The sequence below is a fragment of the Streptomyces tendae genome (genome assembly GCF_014650435.1).
GTDB classification, from domain to species: Bacteria; Actinomycetota; Actinomycetes; order Streptomycetales; family Streptomycetaceae; genus Streptomyces; species Streptomyces tendae.
Genome location: NZ_BMUY01000001.1, coordinates 797,654 through 818,165, shown reverse-complemented (window position 1 = coordinate 818,165; position 20,512 = coordinate 797,654). Strand labels below are relative to the sequence as shown.

The 20,512-nt window shown below is 70.9% G+C and carries 19 protein-coding genes and 2 tRNA genes; 11 read left to right on the top strand and 10 right to left on the bottom strand.

The annotated features are described in order from the left end of the window. Entirely contained in the window at positions 1 to 816 is an 816-nt protein-coding gene (locus IE258_RS03775; protein ID WP_159324305.1) for an SOS response-associated peptidase, read from the bottom strand. 50 nt (positions 817 to 866) lie between these two features. Between IE258_RS03775 and IE258_RS03770 the strand changes: the two genes are divergently transcribed. The 4 genes from IE258_RS03770 (at position 867) to IE258_RS03755 (ending at position 4,567) form a co-directional block, all read left to right on the top strand. After that, positions 867 to 1,589, top strand: coding sequence for a M50 family metallopeptidase (locus IE258_RS03770; RefSeq protein ID WP_159324303.1), 723 nt, complete (start codon positions 867 to 869; stop codon positions 1,587 to 1,589). Between the two features lie 155 nt (positions 1,590 to 1,744). Then, positions 1,745 to 3,061 carry a 3-phosphoshikimate 1-carboxyvinyltransferase gene (gene aroA, locus IE258_RS03765; protein WP_189738843.1) on the top strand — a complete coding sequence of 439 codons (1,317 nt, stop codon included), beginning with the start codon at positions 1,745 to 1,747 and terminating at the stop codon, positions 3,059 to 3,061. 12 nt (positions 3,062 to 3,073) lie between these two features. Continuing rightward, positions 3,074 to 4,087, top strand: a complete 1,014-nt coding sequence (gene rsgA / locus IE258_RS03760) for a ribosome small subunit-dependent GTPase A (protein WP_189738840.1) — start codon at positions 3,074 to 3,076, stop codon at positions 4,085 to 4,087. Between the two features lie 156 nt (positions 4,088 to 4,243). Next, positions 4,244 to 4,567: a DMT family transporter gene (locus tag IE258_RS03755; RefSeq protein ID WP_003973762.1), complete on the top strand. Its 324-nt coding sequence runs from the start codon at positions 4,244 to 4,246 to the stop codon at positions 4,565 to 4,567. 34 nt (positions 4,568 to 4,601) lie between these two features. Here the strand turns inward: IE258_RS03755 and IE258_RS03750 are convergent, their stop codons facing one another. Then, a complete protein-coding gene (locus IE258_RS03750) occupies positions 4,602 to 5,213 on the bottom strand; it encodes a TetR/AcrR family transcriptional regulator (RefSeq protein WP_189738837.1) in 612 nt (203 codons plus the stop codon). 157 nt (positions 5,214 to 5,370) lie between these two features. Here IE258_RS03750 and hisN point away from each other — a divergent pair, with 157 nt between their 5' ends. Together hisN and IE258_RS03740 are read left to right on the top strand one after the other, a co-directional pair. Beyond that, complete coding sequence (gene hisN / locus IE258_RS03745) at positions 5,371 to 6,171, top strand: histidinol-phosphatase (protein ID WP_159324295.1); 801 nt, start codon at positions 5,371 to 5,373, stop codon at positions 6,169 to 6,171. 132 nt (positions 6,172 to 6,303) lie between these two features. After that, on the top strand, positions 6,304 to 6,711 hold the full coding sequence (locus IE258_RS03740) for a CBS domain-containing protein (RefSeq protein WP_164883787.1): 408 nt from the start codon (positions 6,304 to 6,306) through the stop codon (positions 6,709 to 6,711). 117 nt (positions 6,712 to 6,828) lie between these two features. On the opposite strand, the gene IE258_RS03735 is transcribed toward IE258_RS03740, so the two are convergent. Next, the gene (locus IE258_RS03735; protein WP_189738834.1) at positions 6,829 to 8,280 is read right to left on the bottom strand and encodes a catalase; all 1,452 of its coding nucleotides are present in this window, start codon (positions 8,278 to 8,280) and stop codon (positions 6,829 to 6,831) included. 153 nt (positions 8,281 to 8,433) lie between these two features. On the opposite strand from IE258_RS03735, the gene IE258_RS03730 reads away from it, so the two are divergent. Together IE258_RS03730 and IE258_RS03725 are read left to right on the top strand one after the other, a co-directional pair. Continuing rightward, positions 8,434 to 8,850 carry a Fur family transcriptional regulator gene (locus IE258_RS03730; protein WP_189738831.1) on the top strand — a complete coding sequence of 139 codons (417 nt, stop codon included), beginning with the start codon at positions 8,434 to 8,436 and terminating at the stop codon, positions 8,848 to 8,850. Positions 8,851 to 8,899: 49 nt separating this feature from the next. Beyond that, positions 8,900 to 8,973: transfer RNA gene (locus tag IE258_RS03725), tRNA-Met, on the top strand. Positions 8,974 to 9,178: 205 nt separating this feature from the next. Here the strand turns inward: IE258_RS03725 and IE258_RS03720 are convergent. From IE258_RS03720 to IE258_RS03710, 3 genes are all read right to left on the bottom strand, one after another. Further along, positions 9,179 to 11,011, bottom strand: coding sequence for a tetratricopeptide repeat protein (locus tag IE258_RS03720; RefSeq protein WP_373309708.1), 1,833 nt, complete (start codon positions 11,009 to 11,011; stop codon positions 9,179 to 9,181). Positions 11,012 to 11,241: 230 nt separating this feature from the next. Then, a tRNA-Met gene (locus IE258_RS03715) sits at positions 11,242 to 11,315 on the bottom strand. 85 nt (positions 11,316 to 11,400) lie between these two features. Then, positions 11,401 to 14,403 carry a UPF0182 family membrane protein gene (locus IE258_RS03710; RefSeq protein WP_159324432.1) on the bottom strand — a complete coding sequence of 1,001 codons (3,003 nt, stop codon included), beginning with the start codon at positions 14,401 to 14,403 and terminating at the stop codon, positions 11,401 to 11,403. Positions 14,404 to 14,567: 164 nt separating this feature from the next. Here IE258_RS03710 and IE258_RS03705 point away from each other — a divergent pair, with 164 nt between their 5' ends. Beyond that, the gene (locus IE258_RS03705) at positions 14,568 to 15,110 is read left to right on the top strand and encodes a PPA1309 family protein (RefSeq protein ID WP_161377103.1); all 543 of its coding nucleotides are present in this window, start codon (positions 14,568 to 14,570) and stop codon (positions 15,108 to 15,110) included. 40 nt (positions 15,111 to 15,150) lie between these two features. Here the strand turns inward: IE258_RS03705 and IE258_RS03700 are convergent, their stop codons facing one another. The 4 genes from IE258_RS03700 to IE258_RS03685 form a co-directional block, all read right to left on the bottom strand. Further along, positions 15,151 to 16,245, bottom strand: coding sequence for a YlbL family protein (locus tag IE258_RS03700; protein WP_189738823.1), 1,095 nt, complete (start codon positions 16,243 to 16,245; stop codon positions 15,151 to 15,153). A gap of 73 nt (positions 16,246 to 16,318) precedes the next feature. Next, positions 16,319 to 16,483 carry a hypothetical protein gene (locus IE258_RS03695; RefSeq protein ID WP_189738820.1) on the bottom strand — a complete coding sequence of 55 codons (165 nt, stop codon included), beginning with the start codon at positions 16,481 to 16,483 and terminating at the stop codon, positions 16,319 to 16,321. A 141-nt stretch (positions 16,484 to 16,624) separates the two neighbouring features. Then, positions 16,625 to 17,083, bottom strand: coding sequence for a molybdenum cofactor biosynthesis protein MoaE (locus tag IE258_RS03690; protein WP_161377101.1), 459 nt, complete (start codon positions 17,081 to 17,083; stop codon positions 16,625 to 16,627). Between the two features lie 107 nt (positions 17,084 to 17,190). After that, the gene (locus tag IE258_RS03685; RefSeq protein ID WP_159324279.1) at positions 17,191 to 18,312 is read right to left on the bottom strand and encodes an SDR family oxidoreductase; all 1,122 of its coding nucleotides are present in this window, start codon (positions 18,310 to 18,312) and stop codon (positions 17,191 to 17,193) included. A 192-nt stretch (positions 18,313 to 18,504) separates the two neighbouring features. On the opposite strand from IE258_RS03685, the gene IE258_RS03680 reads away from it, so the two are divergent. Both IE258_RS03680 and IE258_RS03675 read left to right on the top strand, forming a co-directional pair. Beyond that, on the top strand, positions 18,505 to 19,959 hold the full coding sequence (locus tag IE258_RS03680; RefSeq protein ID WP_189738818.1) for a zinc-dependent metalloprotease: 1,455 nt from the start codon (positions 18,505 to 18,507) through the stop codon (positions 19,957 to 19,959). Continuing rightward, complete coding sequence (locus tag IE258_RS03675) at positions 19,956 to 20,471, top strand: NUDIX hydrolase (RefSeq protein WP_189738816.1); 516 nt, start codon at positions 19,956 to 19,958, stop codon at positions 20,469 to 20,471. The genes IE258_RS03680 and IE258_RS03675 overlap by 4 nt, the downstream gene beginning before the upstream one ends. The last annotated feature ends 41 nt before the right edge of the window (positions 20,472 to 20,512 follow it).

Genomic DNA, 20,512 nt, shown 5'->3' with positions numbered 1-20,512 from the left:
TCAGAAGAGTGTGCCCTCTTCCGGTGCCTCCAGCTCCTTGAGCAGCTCCGGCCCGTTGTTGCGGACGTTGCTCACGCTCGTCGAGACGGGGTAGGCCCGCATCAGTCCGGCGGGCGGCGGGGCCAGGAGGGAGGTCAGCTCGTCGGGGTCGGTGCGCGCGGGGTCGAGCCAGTCGTCCCAGCGGTCCGGGGTGAGCATCAGGGGCATCCGGGGGTGGATGTCGGCCAGGGCGTGCGGGCCGTCGGCCGGGGCGACGGCGAGCGGCGCGGTCTCGGCCTCGGTGGTGATCACGGAGCACGTCACCCACCACGCCTGCGGGTGGTCGTCGGGGAGGGTCCTGTCCCGCCAGAACTCGTAGAGCCCGGCCATGGCGAACACGGAGCCGTCGGCGGGAGTGACGAAGTACGGCTGCTTGCGCGGTCGCTTCTTGCGCCCCTCGACCTCCAGGTCCCGCTCCTGCTTGCCGGTGACCCACTCGTAGTAGCCGTCGGCGGGCAGGATGCAGCGCCGGGTGCTGAAGGCGCGGCGGTAGGAGGGCTTCTCGTGGACGGTCTCCGCGCGGGCGTTGATCATCCGGGCGCCGCCCTCGGGCGTCTTGGACCAGGAGGGGACGAGACCCCACTTCAGTTTCCGCAACTGGCGAACCGGCTTCGGGTCCTCGACGTCCTTCAGAGCACGGTCCAGGACGACGTGGACCTCCTTGGTCGGGGCCACGTTGTAGTCGGGCTCCAAGCTCTCCTTGGGCTCCCACTTCTCGATCTCGAAGATTCCCGCGAGATCCTCGGGTCGACGACTCGCCGCATACCGTCCGCACATACGTGCCACACTGCCAGACCCCGCGCACGAACGAGGAGCCCTCACCCAACATGGACCACCTCGCGACGGCCTCTCTCACCTCCCTGTGGGACGAGGTCTCCGGCACCCAGCCAGATCCCGACCTGTGGGTGGTGATCGCGACCCTGGTGGCGGCGCTCGCCGTCGTCGTCACCCGTGGGTCGTGGCGGATAGCGCGCAACGCCATCACCATCGCCCACGAGGGCGGCCACGGCCTGGTGGCCCTGCTGACCGGACGCACCCTGACCGGGATCACCCTGCACTCGGACACCAGCGGCCTGACGGTGAGCCGGGGCAAGCCGCACGGCCTCGGCATGATCCTCACCGCGGTCGCCGGTTACACCGCTCCCCCGCTGCTCGGACTCGGCGGCGCCGCGCTGCTGGCGGCGGGGCGCATCACCCTGCTGCTCTGGCTGGCGACGGCGCTGCTCGTGGCCCTGCTGGTGATGGTCCGCAACGCCTACGGGGTGCTGACGGTGGTGGTCACCGGCGGCACCTTCGTCCTGGTGTCCTGGCTGGCCGGTCCGCAGGTGCAGGCGGCGTTCGCGTACGCGGTGGTGTGGTTCCTGCTGCTCGGCGGGGTGCGCCCGGCCTTCGAGCTGCAGGCCAAGCGGTCGCGGGGCGGCGCCGGGGACTCGGACGCGGACCAGCTGGCGCGGCTGACGCACGCGCCGGCGGGGGTGTGGTTCTTCCTGTTCCACGCGGTGTCGCTGTGCTCCTTGATCGGCGGCGGGCGCTGGCTGCTGGAGCTGTGAGGCCCAGCGGGCGCCGGCTGCTGGAGCTGTGAGGCCCAAGCTGCGGTCCGCCCGCTCCGCATATATGCACGGCAAGTGCACTGTTGCGTTTTCGGTCAGGTTTCGCCGCTTTTGATCAAGATCTCCGATCGTCCTCAGCCATTAAAGTGGGGCCCATGACCGTGAACCCCGCGCACACCGCCCTCTGGCCCGCCCCGCACGCGAGCGGAGCCGTCGACGCGACCGTCCACGTGCCCGGGTCCAAGTCGGTCACCAACCGTGCCCTGGTGCTGGCCGCCCTCGCCTCCGAGCCCGGCTGGCTGCGGCGCCCGCTGCGCTCCCGCGACACCCTGCTGATGGCCGAGGCCCTGCGCACGATGGGCGTCGAGATCGAGGAGGGCGTCGGCCCCGAGGGCACCGGCGAGTTCTGGCGGGTCATCCCGGCCGGTCTGCGCGGCCCGGCCACGGTCGACGTCGGCAACGCCGGCACGGTCATGCGCTTCCTGCCGCCGGTCGCCACGCTGGCCGACGGCACCGTCCGCTTCGACGGCGACCCTCGGTCGTACGAGCGTCCGCTGCACGGTGTGATCGACGCGCTGCGCGCCCTGGGCGCCCGCATCGACGACGACGGGCGGGGCGCGCTGCCGATGACCGTGCACGGCGGCGGCGCCCTGGAGGGCGGGCCGGTCGAGATCGACGCGTCGTCCTCCTCCCAGTTCGTCAGCGCCCTGCTGCTGTCCGCACCGCGCTTCAACCAGGGCGTCGAGGTGCGCCACACCGGTTCCGCGCTGCCCTCCATGCCGCACATCCGCATGACGGTCGACATGCTGCGCGCGGTCGGCGCCCAGGTCGACACGCCGGAGTCCGGCGGCGAGCCGAACGTCTGGCGGGTCACGCCGGGCGCGCTGCTCGGCCGGGACCTGACGATCGAGCCTGACCTGTCGAACGCCCAGCCGTTCCTGGCGGCGGCGCTGGTGACCGGCGGCAGGGTGGTGATCCCCGACTGGCCGTCCCGCACCACCCAGCCCGGTGACCGGCTGCGCGAGATCTTCACCGACATGGGCGGTTCCTGCGAACTGACCGACTACGGTCTCGTCTTCACCGGATCGGGCGCCGTCCGCGGCATCGACGTCGACCTCGGCGAGGTCGGCGAGCTGACCCCGGGCATCGCGGCCGTCGCCGCCCTCGCGGACTCCCCCTCGACCCTGCGCGGCGTCGCCCACCTGCGGCTGCACGAGACGGACCGGCTGGCGGCGCTCACCAAGGAGATCAACGAACTCGGCGGTGACGTCACCGAGACCGCCGACGGTCTGCACATCCGCCCGCGCCGGCTGCACGGCGGCGTCTTCCACACGTACGAGGACCACCGCATGGCCACCGCCGGCGCGATCATCGGCCTCGCGGTCGAGGGCGTCCAGATCGAGAACGTGGCGACGACCGCCAAGACCCTGCCCGACTTCCCCGACCTGTGGACCGGGATGCTCGGGGCGTAGGGACGGTTCGCCATGCGCCGCTACGGCAAGCACACCGACGAGGACGACATCCGCTCGCGCCCCAACCGCAAGGGCAACCGGCCGCGCACCCACATCCGGCCCAAGCACGAGGACGCCGCCGAGGGCCTGGTCCTCACCGTGGACCGAGGCCGGCTGACCTGCCTGGTCGAGGACCGGGTCGTCATTGCGATGAAGGCCCGCGAACTGGGCCGCAAGGCGGCGGTCGTCGGCGACCGGGTGGCCCTGGTCGGCGACCTGTCCGGCAAGAAGGACACGCTCGCGCGGATCGTCCGCATCGAGGAGCGCGTCTCCGTGCTGCGCCGCACGGCCGACGACGACGACCCCTACGAGCGGGTGGTCGTCGCCAACGCCGACCAGCTCGCCGTCGTCACCGCCCTCGCCGACCCCGAGCCGCGCCCGCGCCTGATCGACCGCTGCCTGGTCGCGGCGTTCGACGGCGGCCTCACCCCGTTGCTGGTGATGACCAAGTCGGACCTGGCACCGCCGGACGAACTCCTGGGCCTGTACGGCGCGTTGGACATCCCGTACGTCGTCACCAGCCGCGAGGAGCTGGAGAACGGCGCCGCCGCGGACCTGGTGCGCGAGCATCTGGACGGGAAGATCACCGCCTTCGTCGGCCACTCCGGCGTCGGCAAGACGACCCTGGTCAACACCCTGGTGCCCGAGGACCGCCGTCGGGTGACGGGGCATGTGAACGCGGTGACGGGCCGCGGCCGGCACACCACGACCTCCGCCCTCGCCCTGCCGCTGTCCTCCGCGGAGGGCGGCTGGGTCGTCGACACCCCGGGCGTACGGTCGTTCGGGCTGGCGCACATCGACCCGTCCCGGGTGATCAACGCCTTCCCCGACCTGGTACCCGGCACGGAGGGCTGTCCGCGGGCGTGCAGCCACGACGAGCCCGACTGCGCGCTGGACGCCTGGGTCGCCGAGGGACACGCCGACCCGGCCCGGCTGTACTCGCTGCGCCGACTGCTGTCGACGCGGGAACGCAAGGAAGGGGATTGACCCCCGCGTTGTTTGCCGTGCCGTGCAACCGGTAAGTGCATAATCGCACCAAGCCGGAACCAAGCCTGAGCAAAGCCGGACGAAGTCGCTGTCGGACGAAGCCACTGATCGACACCGACACAGCGGTCGCGGTAGGGGACCACGGGAGGACAAGACATGGCGTGGCTGCTGGTCATAGTGGCCGGAGTGCTCGAAACCGGCTTCGCCGTCTGTCTGAAGCTGTCGCACGGCTTCACCCGGCTCTGGCCGACCATCGCCTTCTGCGCCTTCGCGCTGGGCAGTTTCGGCCTGCTGACGATGTCTCTGAAGAAGCTCGACGTCGGCCCCGCGTACGCCGTGTGGACCGGCATCGGCGCGGCGGGCACCGCCATCTACGGCATGATCTTCCTCGGCGACCTGGTCTCGACCCTGAAGATCGTCTCGATCAGCTTCGTCATCATCGGCGTGATCGGGCTGCAGCTGTCCGGCTCGGCTCACTAGGACCTGTCCGGCCCTGACCGGTTCTGACCGGCCGTTACACCGTAAACCGGCGCGGCAGGGCGGTGCGCAGGAGGTCACCCACCCCGCCCTCGGCAGGGGGCGCGGCGACACAGGAAAGGGCGAGCCGCACGGCCAGTTCGCAGGAGCGGGCCAGTTCGGCGGCGTCCGGCGGCGGGGGCGGACCGGCGCCGCCCAGCACGGCCACGGCGCGGTCGCGGACGAGGCCCACGAAGTCGCCGGGCGAGGGCAGCGGACCGTCGGCCCGCCGCTGGGCCGGCACGGCGGAGGCGGAGGGCACCGCCGTCAGGGCCGGCGAGGGCAGCCGCTCGCTCCAGCACCCGGTGAGCATGGCCCTCACCAGCGCGTTGTCATGGGCCGCCGACATCATCCACTCGGCGGTCGCGGTGAGACGTTCACGCGGGTCGCTGGGTCCGGAAAGGGCGCGTTCCACCCCGGCGAGGTAGCCGTCGGCCTCCCGCCGCACGAGCGCCCGGGCGAGGCCCTCCTTGCTGCCGAACTCGTTGTAGAGGGTCTGCCGGGACACCCCGGCGGAAGCCGCCACGTCCACCATCCGCACGGCGGACCACGGCCGGCGCGCCAGCGCCGTGTAAGCGGCATCGAGCAGGGACTCCCGGGCTGCAGGCACCCTCGCCTCCCTCGGCCGAGCGACTTGCTGCCAGATTTGACGGGTACGGGAGCACTGTCAAGGGTCCTCGCGCCGCCTTCCCACCGCCCTCCCGTGCCCGCCACGCCCGCCAAACCCCTGGTAGCCCCGCCCCGCCCGCGACAGATAGCGTGACGGCATGGCCGATTACCTCGACGACCTCCGCCTCGCCCACGTTCTCGCCGACGCCGCCGACGCCGCGACGATGGACCGCTTCAAGGCCCTCGACCTGAAGGTCGAGACGAAGCCGGACATGACCCCGGTGAGCGAGGCGGACAAGGCCGCCGAGGAACTCATCCGCGGTCACCTCGCCCGCGCCCGCCCCCGCGACTCGGTACACGGCGAGGAGTTCGGCGTGGCGGGCACCGGCCCCCGCCGCTGGGTGATCGACCCGATCGACGGCACCAAGAACTACGTGCGCGGCGTCCCCGTCTGGGCGACCCTCATCGCGCTGATGGAGGCCAGGGAGGGCGGCTACCAGCCGGTGGTCGGCCTCGTCTCGGCACCCGCCCTCGGCCGCCGCTGGTGGGCGGTCCAGGACCACGGCGCGTTCACCGGCCGCAGTCTGACCTCCGCCTCCCGGATCCACGTCTCCCAGGTCTCCACGCTCTCCGACGCCTCCTTCGCGTACTCCTCGCTGAGCGGCTGGGAGGAGCAGGGCCGCCTCGACGGCTTCCTGGACCTGACCCGTGAGGTGTGGCGCACGCGCGCGTACGGCGACTTCTGGCCGTACATGATGGTCGCCGAGGGCTCGGTGGACATCTGCGCCGAACCCGAGCTCTCCCTCTGGGACATGGCCGCGAACGCGATCATCGTCACGGAGGCCGGAGGCACCTTCACCGGCCTCGACGGCCGCCCCGGCCCGCACAGCGGCAACGCGGCCGCGTCGAACGGACGGCTCCACGACGAGTTGCTCGGGTATCTCAACCAGCGCTACTGAGCGCCCGCCGACTCACCCTCCACGCCCCCTTGTTGACCCGTGCTTTACCTGCCACTCTGAGAGTTCCCCCACTTGTGAACTTGTGAATCCATGAACTAACTCATGGATCACCGGCAGGAGGTGGCTCCACCCATGCTCGTCCGCGAAGTCATGAGCACGGTCGTCCTCACCATCGGTCCCGCCCACACACTCCGCCAGGCCGCCGCCCTGATGTCCGCACGCCGCGTCGGCGCGGCCGTGGTGTACGACCCCGACGCCGACGGCATCGGCATCCTCACCGAACGCGACGTCCTGGTCTCCGTGGGCCGGGGCCAGGACCCGGACACCGAGCGCGCCCACGGCCACACCACCACCGACGTCGTCTTCGCCGCCCCGACCTGGACCGTGGAGGAGGCGGCGGGCGCGATGGCGCACGGCGGCTTCCGCCACCTCATCGTCCTGGACGGCGGCGAGCCCGTCGGCATCGTCTCCGTGCGCGACATCATCCGCCGCTGGGCGCCCGCGCGCGCCCCGCACCACGCGCCGGTGGTGACCGCCTGACGGGGCCGGCGAGGTACCGACCGGCCGGGAGGGCGCACGGCCGCAACGACGAACGGGCCGGGCCCCCGTTCCCGGGGATCCGGCCCGCCGCTACGACAAGCGGTCCAGTGCTGGATGTCAGCCGCGCAGGGCCTGGACCGCGGCCTCCAGCCGCTTGCCGAAGTCACCGTCGGCCTGACGGAAGTTGTCGATCGCGCGCTCGACGATGTCCTCGCGCGAGACGCCGGACAAGGCACCGGCCAGGTTGCCGATCAGCCGTTCCTTCTCCGCGTCGGTCATCAGGCGGTAGAGGTTGCCCGCCTGGACGAAGTCGTCGTCCTCCGCGTGCGAGGGCGCCGCGCTCTCGCCGGTGACGCCGGAGACCGCGACCGGCTGCCACAGGGCCCGGTCCGTCTGGAACGGGCCGCCGAAGCTGTTCGGCTCGTAGTTCTTCGCGCCCTTGTGGCGGCCGTCGTACAGGTGGCCGTCACGGGAGTTGGTGCGTGCCACGGTGGCGTGCGGGCGGTTAACCGGCAGCTGGTCGGCGTTGATGCCGACGCGGTAGCGGTGGGCGTCACCGTAGGCGAAGAGGCGGCCCTGCAGCATCTTGTCCGGGGACGGCCCGATGCCGGGCACGAAGTGCGCCGGGGAGAAGATCGACTGCTCGACCTCGGCGAAGATGTTCTCCGGGTTGCGGTTGAGCTCCAGCTTGCCGAACCAGACGATCGGGTAGTCCGCGTGCGGCCACACCTTGGTCAGGTCGAACGGGTTGAAGCGGTACGTCGCCGCCTCGGCCACCGGCATGATCTGCACACCGACGGTCCAGGACGGGAAGTCGCCGCGCTCGATGGCCTCGCGCAGGTCGCGCTGGTGGGAGTCGGGGTCCTCGCCGGCGAGCCTGTCGGCCTCGGCCTGGGTGAGGTTCTTGATGCCCTGGTCGGTCTTGAAGTGGTACTTGACCCAGAAGGCGTCGCCCGCCTCGTTGTTCCACTGGTAGGTGTGCGAGCCGAAGCCGTCCATGTGGCGGTACGACGCCGGGATGCCGCGGTCCCCGAACAGCCAGGTCACCTGGTGCGTCGACTCCGGCGACAGGCTCCAGAAGTCCCAGACGTTGTCCATCTCGGTCGAACCCGTGTAGGGGTCGCGCTTCTGGGTGTGGATGAAGTCCGGGAACTTGATGGCGTCCTTGATGAAGAACACCGGGGTGTTGTTGCCGACGAGGTCGTAGTTGCCCTCCTCGGTGTAGAACTTCAGCGAGAAGCCGCGCGGGTCCCGGACGGCGTCCGCCGCGCCCAGGTTGCCGGCCACGGTGGAGAAGCGGAGGAAGGTCTCCGTCTCCTTGCCGACCTCGGAGAGGAAGGCCGCACGCGTGTACGGGGTGACATCGGCGGTGACCGTGAAGGTGCCGTACGCACCGGCGCCGCGGGCGTGCACGACGCGCTCCGGGATGCGCTCACGGTTGAAGTGGGCCAGCTTCTCCAGCAGGAGCTGGTCCTGGACGAGCACGGGGCCGCCGACGCCCGCGGTCTCACTGTTCTGGTTGTCGGCTACGGGAGCACCTGTCTCCGTAGTGAGCGGTCCCTGAGTCACGTACTCCTCCTGTGCCAATCCTGGCGATCCTGCAAGTCCTGTCGCTTGGCCAAAGCCGTTCTCGATCTTACAATAGACAATGTCTAAGTCAAGCAGAACTCCAAAGTCACACCTGTTCGGGACCTGGTCCCCCTTGCTGTTAGGCTGATCTGTATGAGTGACCTTCTGGAACGGCTGCGTGGGCGCGGTTGGCGCATGACCGCGCAGCGACGCGTGGTGGCCGAGGTCCTCGACGGCGAACACGTTCACCTGACGGCCGACGAGGTGCACTCCCGGGCCGTGGACAGGCTCCCCGAGATCTCCCGGGCGACCGTCTACAACACCCTGGGGGAGCTGGTCTCACTCGGGGAGGTGCTGGAGGTCGCGACGGACAAGCGCGCCAAGCGCTACGACCCGAACGCGCACCGGCCCCACCACCACCTGGTCTGCGCCCGGTGCGGCGCGATCCGCGACGTCCACCCGACCGGCGACCCGCTGGCCGACCTCCCCGACTCGGAGCGCTTCGGCTTCACGGTGTCGGACGTCGAGGTGACGTACCGCGGCACCTGTCCGAACTGCGCGTCGACGTGAGCGGGATTTGCTTCTCGTCTTCGTGTTGACGTAGTGTTCCATTCATCGACGCGGGGTGGAGCAGCTCGGTAGCTCGCTGGGCTCATAACCCAGAGGTCGCAGGTTCAAATCCTGTCCCCGCTACTGAAACCTAGGGCCGGGATCCGCAAGGATCCCGGCCCTAGGTGTAACTGCGGGCAGTCGCCAGCCGCCCCCGCCTGCGGGCAGTCGTGCCGCTGGGGCGGCACGGGTGGGCGCAGGCGGCACCCGGTCGGCGCCGGCCCGCGTCACCCACCCCCGCCCAGCCGAACTCCGGGCACCTCACAACGCGCCCAAGCTCAGCGCAGCGTCACGCCGACAGCTCCTGCCGCAACGCGTCCCGCAGCCGCGCCGCCCGCTCCCCCACCTCCGCCGGCCCCAGCGACACCGCCAGGTCCGCCCACCGCTGCCCCTCCGCCAGCTCACCCCGCCGTGCGAACACCAGCGCCAGCCGCAGCGCCGCCCGTCCGTGCCCGGCGTCGGCCGCCCGGCGCCACCACACGACGGCCTCCGGCTCGCTCCCCTCGCGCGCCAGCAGCAGCCCCAGATTGAACGCACCGTTCCGCGACCCCGCCTCGGCCGCCTCCCGGTACCACCGCGCCGCCTCCACCACGTCGCCGCGCGCCGCGGCGAGCATCCCGACCCGCACCTGGGCCCGCCGGTGCCCCTGGGAGGCCGCCCGCTCGTACCACTCCTCACACTCGGACTTCTCCTGCGCAGGCTCGCCCAGCTCGTGCGCGGGCGCGGGCGGCCGGCGCGCGTCCAGGACCGTCGCCAGGCGGTACGCGGCCTCCGCGCTGCCGCCCCCGGCCGCACAGCGCAGGAAGCGCTCCGCCTCGCGCTCGTCCCCGGCGCGCAGCCGCGCCATCCCGACCTGGAGCGCGGCCTCGGTGTGCCCGGCCGCGGCCGCCCGCTCGTACCAGCGCAGCGCCGCCCGCTCCTCGCTCCGCCCGGCGTGCAGGATGCCGAGGTTGAAGGCGGCGTCGACGCTGCCCGCCTCGGCGGCCTTGGAGAACCACGGCTCGGCACCGCTCTCGTCCCCGGCGCGCAGCAGCAGGATGGCCAGCGCGTTGGACGCCTCCCGGTGCCCGGCGTACGCCGCCCGCCGGTACCACTGCTCGGCCTGCGTGGTGCGGCCCTGCTCGGCGCAGAGCAGCCCGAGGTTGTACGCCCCGTTGTCGTCACCGGCGTCCATCGCGGCCCGGTACCAGCGTTCCGCGGTCTGCGGCTCGCCGCGCTCGACGTGCAGCGCGCCCAGGGCGTTGGCGGCGTTGCCGTCGCCGTCCTGGGCGGCGCGCAGCCACCACACGGCGGCGCTCTCGGTGTCCCCGGCGTCGCGCAGCAGGAAGCCGAGCGCGCAGGCGGCGCGGGCCTCGCCGTCCTTGGCGGACGTGAGGTACCAGCGTCCGGCCTCCTTGAGCTCGCCGCGCTTCTCGAGGATCGTCCCGAGGTGCAGCGCGCCCCGCCGGTGGCCACGCGCGGCGGCCTGCCGGTACCACTGCTCGGCCTCGTCGGCCGCGAGAGCGGCGGCCTTGTCGTCGCCGTCCTGCCCGGCCCGCCGGTCCAGCGTCCGCGCCAGCCGGTACGCCGCCTCCCGGTGCCCGCGTTCGGCCGCGGCCCGCATCCACCGCTCGGACCCGGGCTCTTCCCCGCGGTGCTCCAGCAGGTCGGCGAGCGCGTAGGCGCCCAGTACGTGCCCCTGTTCCGCGGACTGGCACAGCCAGTAGGCGGCGGCGGGCTCGTCCCCGCGTTCGCGGAAGTGGCGGCCCAGCGCGTGCGCGGCGGCGGCGGAGCCGGCGACGGCGGCGATGCGCCACCATCCGGCGGCCTCCTCGGCGTACCCGCGCTGGTGCAGCAGGACGCCCAGGTTGTTGGCGGCGGCCCGGTCGCCGGCCGCGGTGGCGGCACGAAGGTGGGACTCGGCCCCGTCGAAGTCGCCGCGGCGCAGCAGCATCGCGCCGAGCACGCTCATCGCCTCGACGTCACCACCGTCGACGGCGAGCCGCAGACGCACTTCCTCGGCGGCCTCGTCGGCGGCCTCCTGAGCCTCGTCCGCGGCTTCCTCCTGATCCGACGGCTGACCGGACGGCTGCGCAAAACGCCCCGTCCCGAACAGATTTGCCATGTCCCCCATAACGTTCATCGTCGCACCACCCGCAACCTCGGTACATCCGGTATACCGCAGTCAGTGAGGTCACTTCAGCGTTTTGTCGACATGCCCACAGGGAGACAAGTCAAACACAGATCGGCCCAACTCCCCTTGGCGGCGCGGCCGTCGTGTCCGCCGGTACATGCGTTCGCACATCACGAAGGCCCGGATTCCTTGTGGAATCCGGGCCTTCGTGGTCGCTCGCACGTAGCTCACGACTTCAGTAGCGGGGACAGGATTTGAACCTGCGACCTCTGGGTTATGAGCCCAGCGAGCTACCGAGCTGCTCCACCCCGCGCCGTTGTGTTCACAACCCTAGCACGGCGCGGGATGGGCTTTGACCAGCTCGAACGCCCGGCGCGGACGCCCGACGAGGCTCTCGGTCAGCCGGTGTCCGACCCTCCCCCGGCATCACCGGTCGGTGTCGCGTCCGGACTGGCCTTGTCGTCTCCGGCCTTGTCCCCGCTGTTCTTGTCACCGGTGTTCTTGTCGTCGCCGTTCTTGCCGCCGGCGCTCTGGTCGGCCTTGGCCTGTGCGTCCTCGGCCCGCTGGAGCGCCTCCTCAAGGTCCTTCTGCGCCTCGGCGTACGCGGCAAGGTCCTTCTGTTCCAGGGCCTTCTGCCCGGCGTCGAAGGCCTTCTGCGCATCGCTCAGCGCTTCCCGGACCGTGGGGTTGGTGGACGTCGGTGGCGGCTCCGTGGTGTCGTCGCCCTCGTCCGGTGGCTGCTCGTTCTCCGCGGCCTGGGCTCCGAAGACCTTGTTGAGGGCCGCGTCGAGGGTGTTCTCGAAGGCGGTGTTGCCCCCGTAACTCACCAGGACCTTGCGCAGCAGCGGGTACTTGAGGTCGCCACCGCGCACGTAGACCGGCTCGACGTACAACAGGCCGCCGTCGAGCGGCACCGTCAGCAGGTTGCCGTACTCCACCTCCGAGTCGCCGCCTCTCAGCAGCCTGATGGACTCGGCGATGTCCTGTTCGGAGTTGAACTGGCTCTGCACCTGTTTGGGTCCGTCGACGGTCGTGCTCGTCGGCAGTTTCAGGATTCTGATCTTGCCGTAGTCACTGGTGCCGGCCTCGGCGTCGACCGCCATGAACGCGCTGAGGTTGTCACGCCCGTTGGGTGTGAACGTCGTCGTCAGCGAGAACGCCTGCGCGTCCTGGTCGGGCATCTTCATGCTCAGGTAGTACGGCGGCACCGCGTCGCCCGACTTGTTGGTCGGGTCGTCCGGCACCTGCCACACCTCGCTGCCGCTGAGGAAGGTGTTGGCGTCCTTCACGTGGTAGCGCGTGAGCAGCTCGCGCTGGACCTTGAACAGATCCTGCGGATAGCGCAGGTGCGCCATCAGCTCCTTGGAGATCTCGCCCTTGTCCTTCACCGTGTCCGGGAACGCCTTCATCCAGGTCTTCAGTATCGGATCCTGGGTGTCCCACTGGTAGAGCTTCACGTCACCGCTGTACGCGTCGACGGTCGCCTTCACGGAGTTGCGGATGTAGTTGACCTGGTTCTGCTGGGCCACCACCGCGCGCGAGTTGTTGTTCGCGGTGAGCGAGTCGGCCGTGGTGTCACCGAGCGTCGTGCGCGAGGCGTACGGATAGCCGTTCGTCGTGGTGTAGGCGTCGACGATCCACTGGATACGGCCGTCCACCACCGCCGGATAGGCGTCGCCGTCGATGGTCAGCCAGGGCGCGACCGCCTCGACGCGCTCCTTGGGCGTGCGGTTGTAGAGGATCCGCGAACCGTCGCCGATCGCACCGGAGTAGAGGATCTGCGGCTCGCTGAACGCGGCCGCGTACGCCGCCCGGTTGATCGGGTTGGACAGGTCGACGCCGCCGTCGCCCTTGTAGCTGAAGGTCTTCTCCCCGGTGTCGTCGGAGTAGTCGATCTCCTTCTGGGGACCGCCGACGATCGAGTAGGTGGTGGTCTTCTCGCCGTAGTAGATCCGCTGCTCGTACTTTCCGAGGTCGCCCTCGGACGGCAGGTTGGACTCGGTGAAGACCGGACGTCCCTCGGAGTCGACCTGGGTGCCCTTCGCCGCGACCACGCCGTAGCCGTGGGTGTAGCGGAAGTGGTTGTTGATCCAGTTCTTCTTCGGGATGCCCGCCAGGTTCAGCTCGCGCAGACCGATGACCGTGTCCTGGTCCTTGCCGTCCTTGGCGTAGCGGTCGACGTCCAGGTTGGTCGGGAACGCGTAGTAGTTACGCATCTGCTGGAGCTGCTGGAAGGTCGGCGAGATGACGTTCGGGTCCATGATGCGGATGGACGCGGCGGCGTCCACGTCGTCACGGAGCTTCGTCTTGTCCTTGGTCTCGCTCTTGCCCGCGTACTCGGTGACCTGGGTGCCCTCGATGCCGTATGCGTCACGCGTGGCCGCGAGGTTCTTCTCGACGTACGGAGCTTCCTTGGCCTGCTCGTTCGGCTGGACCTGGAACTTCTGGACCAGCGCCGGGTACAGGCCGCCGATGAGGATCGCGGAGAGCACCATCAGGCCGAAGCCGATCACCGGCAGCTGCCAGGTGCGCCGCCACAGGGTGGCGAAGAACAGCAGGGCGCAGATGACGGCGATGCAGAACAGGATCGTCTTGGCCGGCAGGTAGGCGTTGGCGTCGACGTACCTCAGGCCCGTCCAGTTGTCGGTCGCCTTGAAGTCGCTGGACTTCACCGCGAGGCCGTACCGGTCGAGCCAGTAGGCGACCGCCTTGAGGGCGACGAAGACGCCGATGAGCACCGAGAGGTGCCCGGTGGCCGCGGCCGTGGCACGCGCGCCCGGGCTGGTGACGCGGAGCCCGCCGTACAGGTAGTGGGTGAGCGCGGCGGCGATCACGGAAATGATCACGGCTGCGAAGCCGAAGCCGAGCAGGAACCGGTACCACGGCAGGTCGAAGGCGTAGAAGGAGACGTCCAGCTTGAACTGGGGGTCCTTCTGCCCGAAGGGCACGCCGTTGACCCACATCAGCCAGGTGCGCCACTGGCCGGAGGCCGAGGCGCCGGCGATCAGGCCGACCAGAGCGGTGATTCCGAGCAGCAGCCACTTCTTGTACGGGGCGATGCCCATCCGGTACCGGTCGAGGTTCTGCTGCTCCATCGACATGGCGCTCAGCGGCGGGCGCAGGCGGTGGGCCAACCAGATGTTGAACCCGACGGCGAGCGCCATCAGCAGGCCGAAGACGAAGAAGAGACCGATCTTGGTCCACAGGGTCGTCGTGAACACCGACGAGTAGTGGACCGACCGGTACCAGAGCCAGTCCGTCCAGAATCCCGCGAACATGGTGAACGCCATGGCGAGCACGGCGAGGACACCAAGTGTCAGCAGCAGGGTTCGGACACGCCGGGACGGGCGGCCCACTCTGATCCGCGGCCCCGTCGGGGGGCCTCCGCCGCGGTCCGGCATCTGGAAAGCCAAGGTGCGCACCTCGAAGTTCGCTGTTGATCCGTCAGGCCCTCGGGTTCGCGGGCCCCCCGTGCGCCCCCGTGATCGTGGGCCCACACTTATGCAACTTACTCATCGTTTACTCGGTTCCCGATTCGGGCCATGAACGAGGCAGGATTGTGACCATGTCCAACACCCCCATGGCAGCGAGCCCCCTCACCCGGGCCGTACTCGAGATCGACGAGTACGTCTCCGGCCTCGGCTGGGACCAGCCCGCACGCCTCTTCGCCCTTGTCGACACCGCACGGCTGCGGGCCGACCAGCCCTCGCTCGCGGACCGGCTCGGTCTGCAGGAGGAGTCGGAGTCCTCCGGCCTCACCCCGATCGAGCAGGACGAGATTCCAACGGGCCAGGCGCTCGACGAGTTCCTTGGCACCATCGCCTGGCCCGACGCCGTGGTCGGCTGCGCGCTCACCGTGGAGCGGCTGATGCTGCCGCCCTCGGCCGAGGCGCAGGTGCCTTCGGGCCTCAACGAGAAGAAGCTCGCGCAGTGGGTGGCGGAGCACCCGGACCGTCAGGAGGTCCGCATGACGGTCGCGGTCCTGCGCGACGGCGCCCGCGACTCGGCCCTGCGGCTGCGGGAGAAGGACGCGGCCACAGAGGTCCTCACCGGATCCGACCTGGTGCCGGGTCTGGCCGAGGCGCTGACGGCGACGTTCGAGGAGTAGGCCCGCCGGACGCCGACCGCCGGGAGGCTGTGCGGGAGGGCTACCCCTCCGTGCACTTCGGCAGGTCGGCGGTCTTGCCGGAACGGATGTCCTTCAGCGCGCCGAGGGCGTCGTCGATGGTGTCGACCTTCACCAGGGTGAGCCCGTCGGGGGTGTCCTCGGCGGCCGCCGCGCAGTTGTCCGCGGGCGTGAGGAAGTACTGGGCGCCCTTGTCGTGCGCGCCGATGGTCTTCATGCCGATGCCGCCGATCGGGCCGACCTTGCCGTTGTCGTCGATCGTCCCGGTGCCGGCGACGAACTTGCCGCCGGTGAGGTCACCGGGGGTCAGCTTGTCGTAGATGCCGAGGGCGAACATCAGGCCGGCGCTCGGGCCGCCGACGTCGGCGAGCTTGATGTCGATGTCGAACGGGAACGTGTGGTCGGTTCCGGCGGAGATCCCGACGACGGCGCGCTTCTCGCCGGCGTCGTCGGAGGTCTCGGTGGTGACCGTGACCTTCTCCGTCTTCGTCGGCGTCCGGCCCTCCTTCTCCGCGGCGGCCTGCTCCTTGGCGGGCACGATCGTGAAGACGGTGTCCTCGCCCGGCTCGTGCTTGGTGACCAGCTCGGCGACGTCCGTGGGCTTCTTGACGGCCGTACCGTCCACGGCCTTGATCACGTCACCGGCGTGCAGCCTGCCCTGCGACGGGGAGTCCTTGACGACGGCGGAGACGACCACCCAGGACTTCACCGGGATGTCGAGCGCCTTGAGGGCGGCCACCTTCGCGGTCTCCTGGGACTGGCTGAACTCCTCCGCGTTCTCCTGGGTGGCCTCTTCCTCGGTCTTGCCGTCCGGGTAGAGGGTCTCGTGCGGCACCACGCTGTTGTCGTGCGCCAGCCAGCCGTAGACGGCCTCCACGAGGTTCATCTTGTACTCGGCGCTGGTGACCCGGACGGTGGTCATGTTCAGATGGCCGCTCGCCTCGTAGGTCTTGTGACCGGAGATCTGGAGCACCGGCTCGCCGTCGTGGTCCCCGAGGGTGTTCACCGTCGGCCCGGGTGACATCTCCGAGTACGGCACGGGGATGAACACACCCGCGCACAGAAGCGCGATCAGCATCAGGGTGGAGGCGAGCATCGTCGCGGTGCGGCGTGGCATGGCACGACAGTACGGGACGCGGCTGTCAGAACACCGTCAGGGCTGCGGTCGTCCGGTGGTCGTCACAGGGCCGTCAGGCACCCGTGCGGGGCTTCTCCATGGCCTCACGGAACCGGGCGTACCCGTCCAGCTCGGGGCCGTCGCTCCGGGCCTTGCGGGTCCGGTTGGCCCAGCTTCCCCATAGGCCCGCACCGACAGCGGCCACCAGCGGAAACAGCAACCAGGCGAGCGCTCCCATGCCGACCTCCCAACCCCATGAGTGTCCGCGACTGACTGATCAGCAGATTAACCATTCGCAGTGACAACGCTCACGCCGGGGGGCGGGTTACGCAACCGGAGCCACGGGCCGGTCGCCGCTCCCGCCACCGGGCGTAAGGCCCTAGGCGCCCACCCATTCCTCGGTTCCGTCGGAGAACGTCTGGTGCTTCCAGATGGGCACCTCGTGCTTGAGGTCGTCGATCAGCTTCCGGCAGGCGTCGAATGCCTCGCCCCGGTGCGGGCAGGACACGGCGACGACCACCGCGAGGTCCCCGACCTCCAGGTCCCCCACACGGTGCAGCGCCGCGAGCGCCCGTACCGGGTACTCCGCGGCGACCTTCTCGGCGATCCGCCGCATCTCGGCCTCGGCGCTCGGGTGGCACGAGTACCCGAGCCGGTCGACGTCGGTGCCCCCGTCGTGGTTGCGCACGGTGCCCACGAACAGGGCGGTGCCGCCCGACGCGTCGTCGCCGACCGCGCGGAAGACCTCGTCCACGGACAGGGGCGTCTCGCGGATGCCGATCAGCTTGACGGGGTCCGCTGCGGCCAGCTCGCCGGGGTGGTCGTTCGTGGTTGCCATACGCCCATCGTGCCCCACACCGCGGACGGCGCGGAATAGCGTGATCGCCCGGCACGCGCGCGTACATCGTTGGAGCCTCCTACGGAGGCCGCCGGCCGGGATCCGTCTCAGATGCGGCGCCGGGCCTTGCGCGCGCGGCGCACCACCGCGGCCGCGCCCAGCAGCGCCACCGTCGCGCCGGCGGCCCCCGCCGCCGTAGCGTCCTTGCGCCCCAGGCGCCGCCCGGCGACCGTGTGCCGACCCGAGACCTCCTCGAGCAGCTCCGCCAGGACCTCCTCGTTCGTGTGCTTGGGACGCCATCCGGCATCGTGCAGGCGGCTGCCGCTGACGACCCAGGGGTACATCGTGTACGCCAGGTCCCCCGCCGGGGACGGCGTCAGTCCGATCCGGTGCAGCCGGGCCGCCGCGCCGAGCGCTACCGCGGAGGGCAGCTCCATGCGCCGGATGCCGCTGAGCTCCTCGACCTCCTCCTGCTCCAGCCAGCCGTCGCACCCGACGGCCAGCTCGCCGTCGGCCTTCTCCAGGACGGCGTACTCCAGGGCGCTGCACAGGTCGTCGACGTGGCAGAACTGCCAGGCCGGCCGCGATCCGGCCACGACCAGCAGCCGGGGGGACTCGAAGTACCTGGTCAGCGCGGTGTCCATGCCTCCGACCAGCACGGCGGGCCGCACCACGGTCACGTTCAGGCCGGGATGCGCCCGGGGCGCGCGCCGCGCGAGCCGCTCGATCTCCAGCAGGTCCCCGACGCCGGTGGCCTCGGCCGTGGCGCGCAGCTCGGCGTCCTCGGACAGCGGCAGCTCGTTGTCCGGGAGGGCGCCGTAGACCATCGCGGAGGTGCAGAGCACGACCCGGTGCACGCCGGCCGCCGCGGCGGCGGTCAGCACGGTCTGCGTCCCCCGGACGTTGTAAGCCGTACGGGCGGCCGCGTCCGTTTCCAGGTCGAGGTCGAGCGCCAGGTGCACCACGACGTCCGCACCACGCAGTTTCTCGGCGATGGCCGGGTCCCGTACGTCCAGGATCTGCCACTCGGCCGCCTCGCACCCACCGCGCCGTTCGTCGATGGCCACGACCTGTCTGACCTCGTCGGATGCGGCGAGCCGCGCGGTGAGCAGGGCCCCGACCCCGGACGCGGCACCGGTGACCGCGACGACGGGTCCGCGCGCGCCGGAGCGGGCGGAACTGGTTGACTGGTTTCGCGCTGCGCGAACCTGCGGATCTGGGGAACTCACCGGGCGTCTCCAGAGGTTGTCTTCAGTACGAGCGCGAGCGACGCGTGCGTACCAGGTGGCATCCATCCTGCCGCAGGCCGTCAGTCGGCGAAGCACCGAGGCCCGATCGGCTTCGGGTGTCTACGCTGGGTGGTGAAGTCGGGCAGCCGTGCCGCCGGAAAGAACCGGCGGCCCTACCAGCCGAGGAACCCCGTGAGTGACACCCCATTCGGATTCGGCCTTCCGCCGGAGGAGCCGGACGACGGCGACGAAGGCAAGAAGAAGGACCAGCAGAGCGGCGGTGGTCAGGGACCGGCCAACCCGTTCGGTTTCGGGATGTCCGGAGCCGGAGGCCCGGGCGGCCCCGGCGCGGACAACCCGTTCGCTGCCATGTTCGGTTCCATGAACCCCAACGACCTGGGCGCCGCGTTCCAGCAGCTGGGCCAGATGCTCTCCTACGAGGGCGGCCCGGTGAACTGGGACATGGCCAAGCAGATCGCCCGCCAGACGGTCTCCCAGGGCACGCCTGACGGCCGCAAGGACGCCAGCGTCGGTCCCGCCGAGCGCAATGCCGTCCAGGAGGCCGTGCGTCTGGCCGACCTCTGGCTGGACGACGCCACGGCCCTGCCGTCGGGTGCGGGCACCTCCGTGGCCTGGAGCCGCGCGGAGTGGGTCGAGGCGACCCTGCCCGCCTGGCGCGAGCTGGTCGACCCGGTCGCCGAGCGCGTCGGCAACGCCATGGGCGACGTCCTGCCGGAGGAGATGCAGGCCATGGCCGGCCCGCTGATCGGCATGATGCGGTCCATGGGCGGCGCCATGTTCGGCACGCAGATCGGGCAGGCCGTCGGTGTGCTGGCCGGCGAGGTCGTCGGCTCGACCGACGTGGGCCTGCCGCTCGGCCCGGCCGGCAAGGCCGCGCTGCTGCCGGTGAACATCGAGTCGTTCGGCAAGGACCTCGGCGTGCCGCAGGAGGAGGTGCGGCTGTACCTGGCCCTGCGCGAGGCCGCCCACCAGCGCCTCTTCGCGCACGTGCCGTGGCTGCGCTCGCACCTGTTCGGCGCCGTCGAGGGATACGCCCGCGGCATCAAGGTCGACACGGCCAAGCTGGAGGACGTGGTCGGCCAGTTCGACCCGCAGAACCCCGAGCAGCTGCAGGAGGCTCTCCAGCAGGGCATGTTCCAGCCGGAGGACACCCCGGAGCAGAAGGCGGCCCTGGCCCGTCTGGAGACGGCCCTGGCGCTCGTCGAGGGCTGGGTGGACGCGGTGGTGCACACCGCCGCCAAGCCGCGCCTGTCCTCCGCCGACGCGCTGCGCGAGACGCTGCGCCGCCGTCGCGCCTCGGGCGGTCCCGCGGAGCAGACGTTCGCGACGCTGATCGGCCTGGAGCTTCGCCCGCGCCGACTGCGCGACGCCTCCCGCCTGTGGGCGTCCCTGACGGACGCCCACGGTGTCGACGGCCGGGACGGTCTGTGGGCCCACCCGGACATGCTGCCGACCGCGACCGACCTGGACGACCCGGACGGCTTCGTGCACCGCGAGCAGCTCGACTTCTCCGAGCTGGACAAGATGCTCGGCGAGGCGGCGGGCAAGCCCGACCTGAAGAAGCGGGACCAGGGCGAGGACGGCGACGACGGCCGGGACGAGCCCAAGGGCGACGGCCGCGAGTGAGCCTCCACGACGACGCGGTCCTGGTCCTGAAGGCGTACGAGGGCCAGGACGAGCTGCGGCAGGTCTACCTGGACCATCTCGCGGCGCACCCCGACGGGATGTGGAAGGCCTGCGCCGACGGGCACGTCACGGCGAGCGCCATGGTGATCGACCCCTCGCGCGGGCGGGTCCTGCTGACCCTGCACAAGAAGATGCGCATGTGGCTGCAGATGGGCGGTCACTGCGAACCGGTCGACGAGACGCTCGCCCGGGCGGCCCTGCGCGAGGGCACGGAGGAGTCGGGCATCGCCGGGCTGACGCTGCTTCCGGGCGGTCCCGTGCGCCTGGACCGCCACCACACGCCCTGCGCCTGGCACCTGGACGTGCAGTACGCGGCCGTGGCCCCCGAGGGGGCCGTGGAGGCGATCAGCGACGAGTCCCTCGACCTGCGCTGGTTCCCGTACGCCGAGGTCGCGGACGTGGCCGACGAGTCCGTCGTACGCCTGCTGGCGGCGACTCGCGCCCGCCTGTGACCGGTAAGGGGTGACCGCCCTGGCGATCACCCCTTACCGAA

Coding starts and splice junctions, on each gene's coding strand:
- IE258_RS03775 (WP_159324305.1), bottom strand. CDS start 816: ATGTGCGGACGGTATGCGGCGAGTCGTCGACCCGAGGATCTCGCGGGA.
- IE258_RS03770 (WP_159324303.1), top strand. CDS start 867: ATGGACCACCTCGCGACGGCCTCTCTCACCTCCCTGTGGGACGAGGTC.
- aroA (WP_189738843.1), top strand. CDS start 1,745: ATGACCGTGAACCCCGCGCACACCGCCCTCTGGCCCGCCCCGCACGCG.
- rsgA (WP_189738840.1), top strand. CDS start 3,074: ATGCGCCGCTACGGCAAGCACACCGACGAGGACGACATCCGCTCGCGC.
- IE258_RS03755 (WP_003973762.1), top strand. CDS start 4,244: ATGGCGTGGCTGCTGGTCATAGTGGCCGGAGTGCTCGAAACCGGCTTC.
- hisN (WP_159324295.1), top strand. CDS start 5,371: ATGGCCGATTACCTCGACGACCTCCGCCTCGCCCACGTTCTCGCCGAC.
- IE258_RS03740 (WP_164883787.1), top strand. CDS start 6,304: ATGCTCGTCCGCGAAGTCATGAGCACGGTCGTCCTCACCATCGGTCCC.
- IE258_RS03730 (WP_189738831.1), top strand. CDS start 8,434: ATGAGTGACCTTCTGGAACGGCTGCGTGGGCGCGGTTGGCGCATGACC.
- IE258_RS03720 (WP_373309708.1), bottom strand. CDS start 11,011: ATGAACGTTATGGGGGACATGGCAAATCTGTTCGGGACGGGGCGTTTT.
- IE258_RS03710 (WP_159324432.1), bottom strand. CDS start 14,403: ATGCCGGACCGCGGCGGAGGCCCCCCGACGGGGCCGCGGATCAGAGTG.
- IE258_RS03705 (WP_161377103.1), top strand. CDS start 14,568: ATGTCCAACACCCCCATGGCAGCGAGCCCCCTCACCCGGGCCGTACTC.
- IE258_RS03700 (WP_189738823.1), bottom strand. CDS start 16,245: ATGCCACGCCGCACCGCGACGATGCTCGCCTCCACCCTGATGCTGATC.
- IE258_RS03695 (WP_189738820.1), bottom strand. CDS start 16,483: ATGGGAGCGCTCGCCTGGTTGCTGTTTCCGCTGGTGGCCGCTGTCGGT.
- IE258_RS03690 (WP_161377101.1), bottom strand. CDS start 17,083: ATGGCAACCACGAACGACCACCCCGGCGAGCTGGCCGCAGCGGACCCC.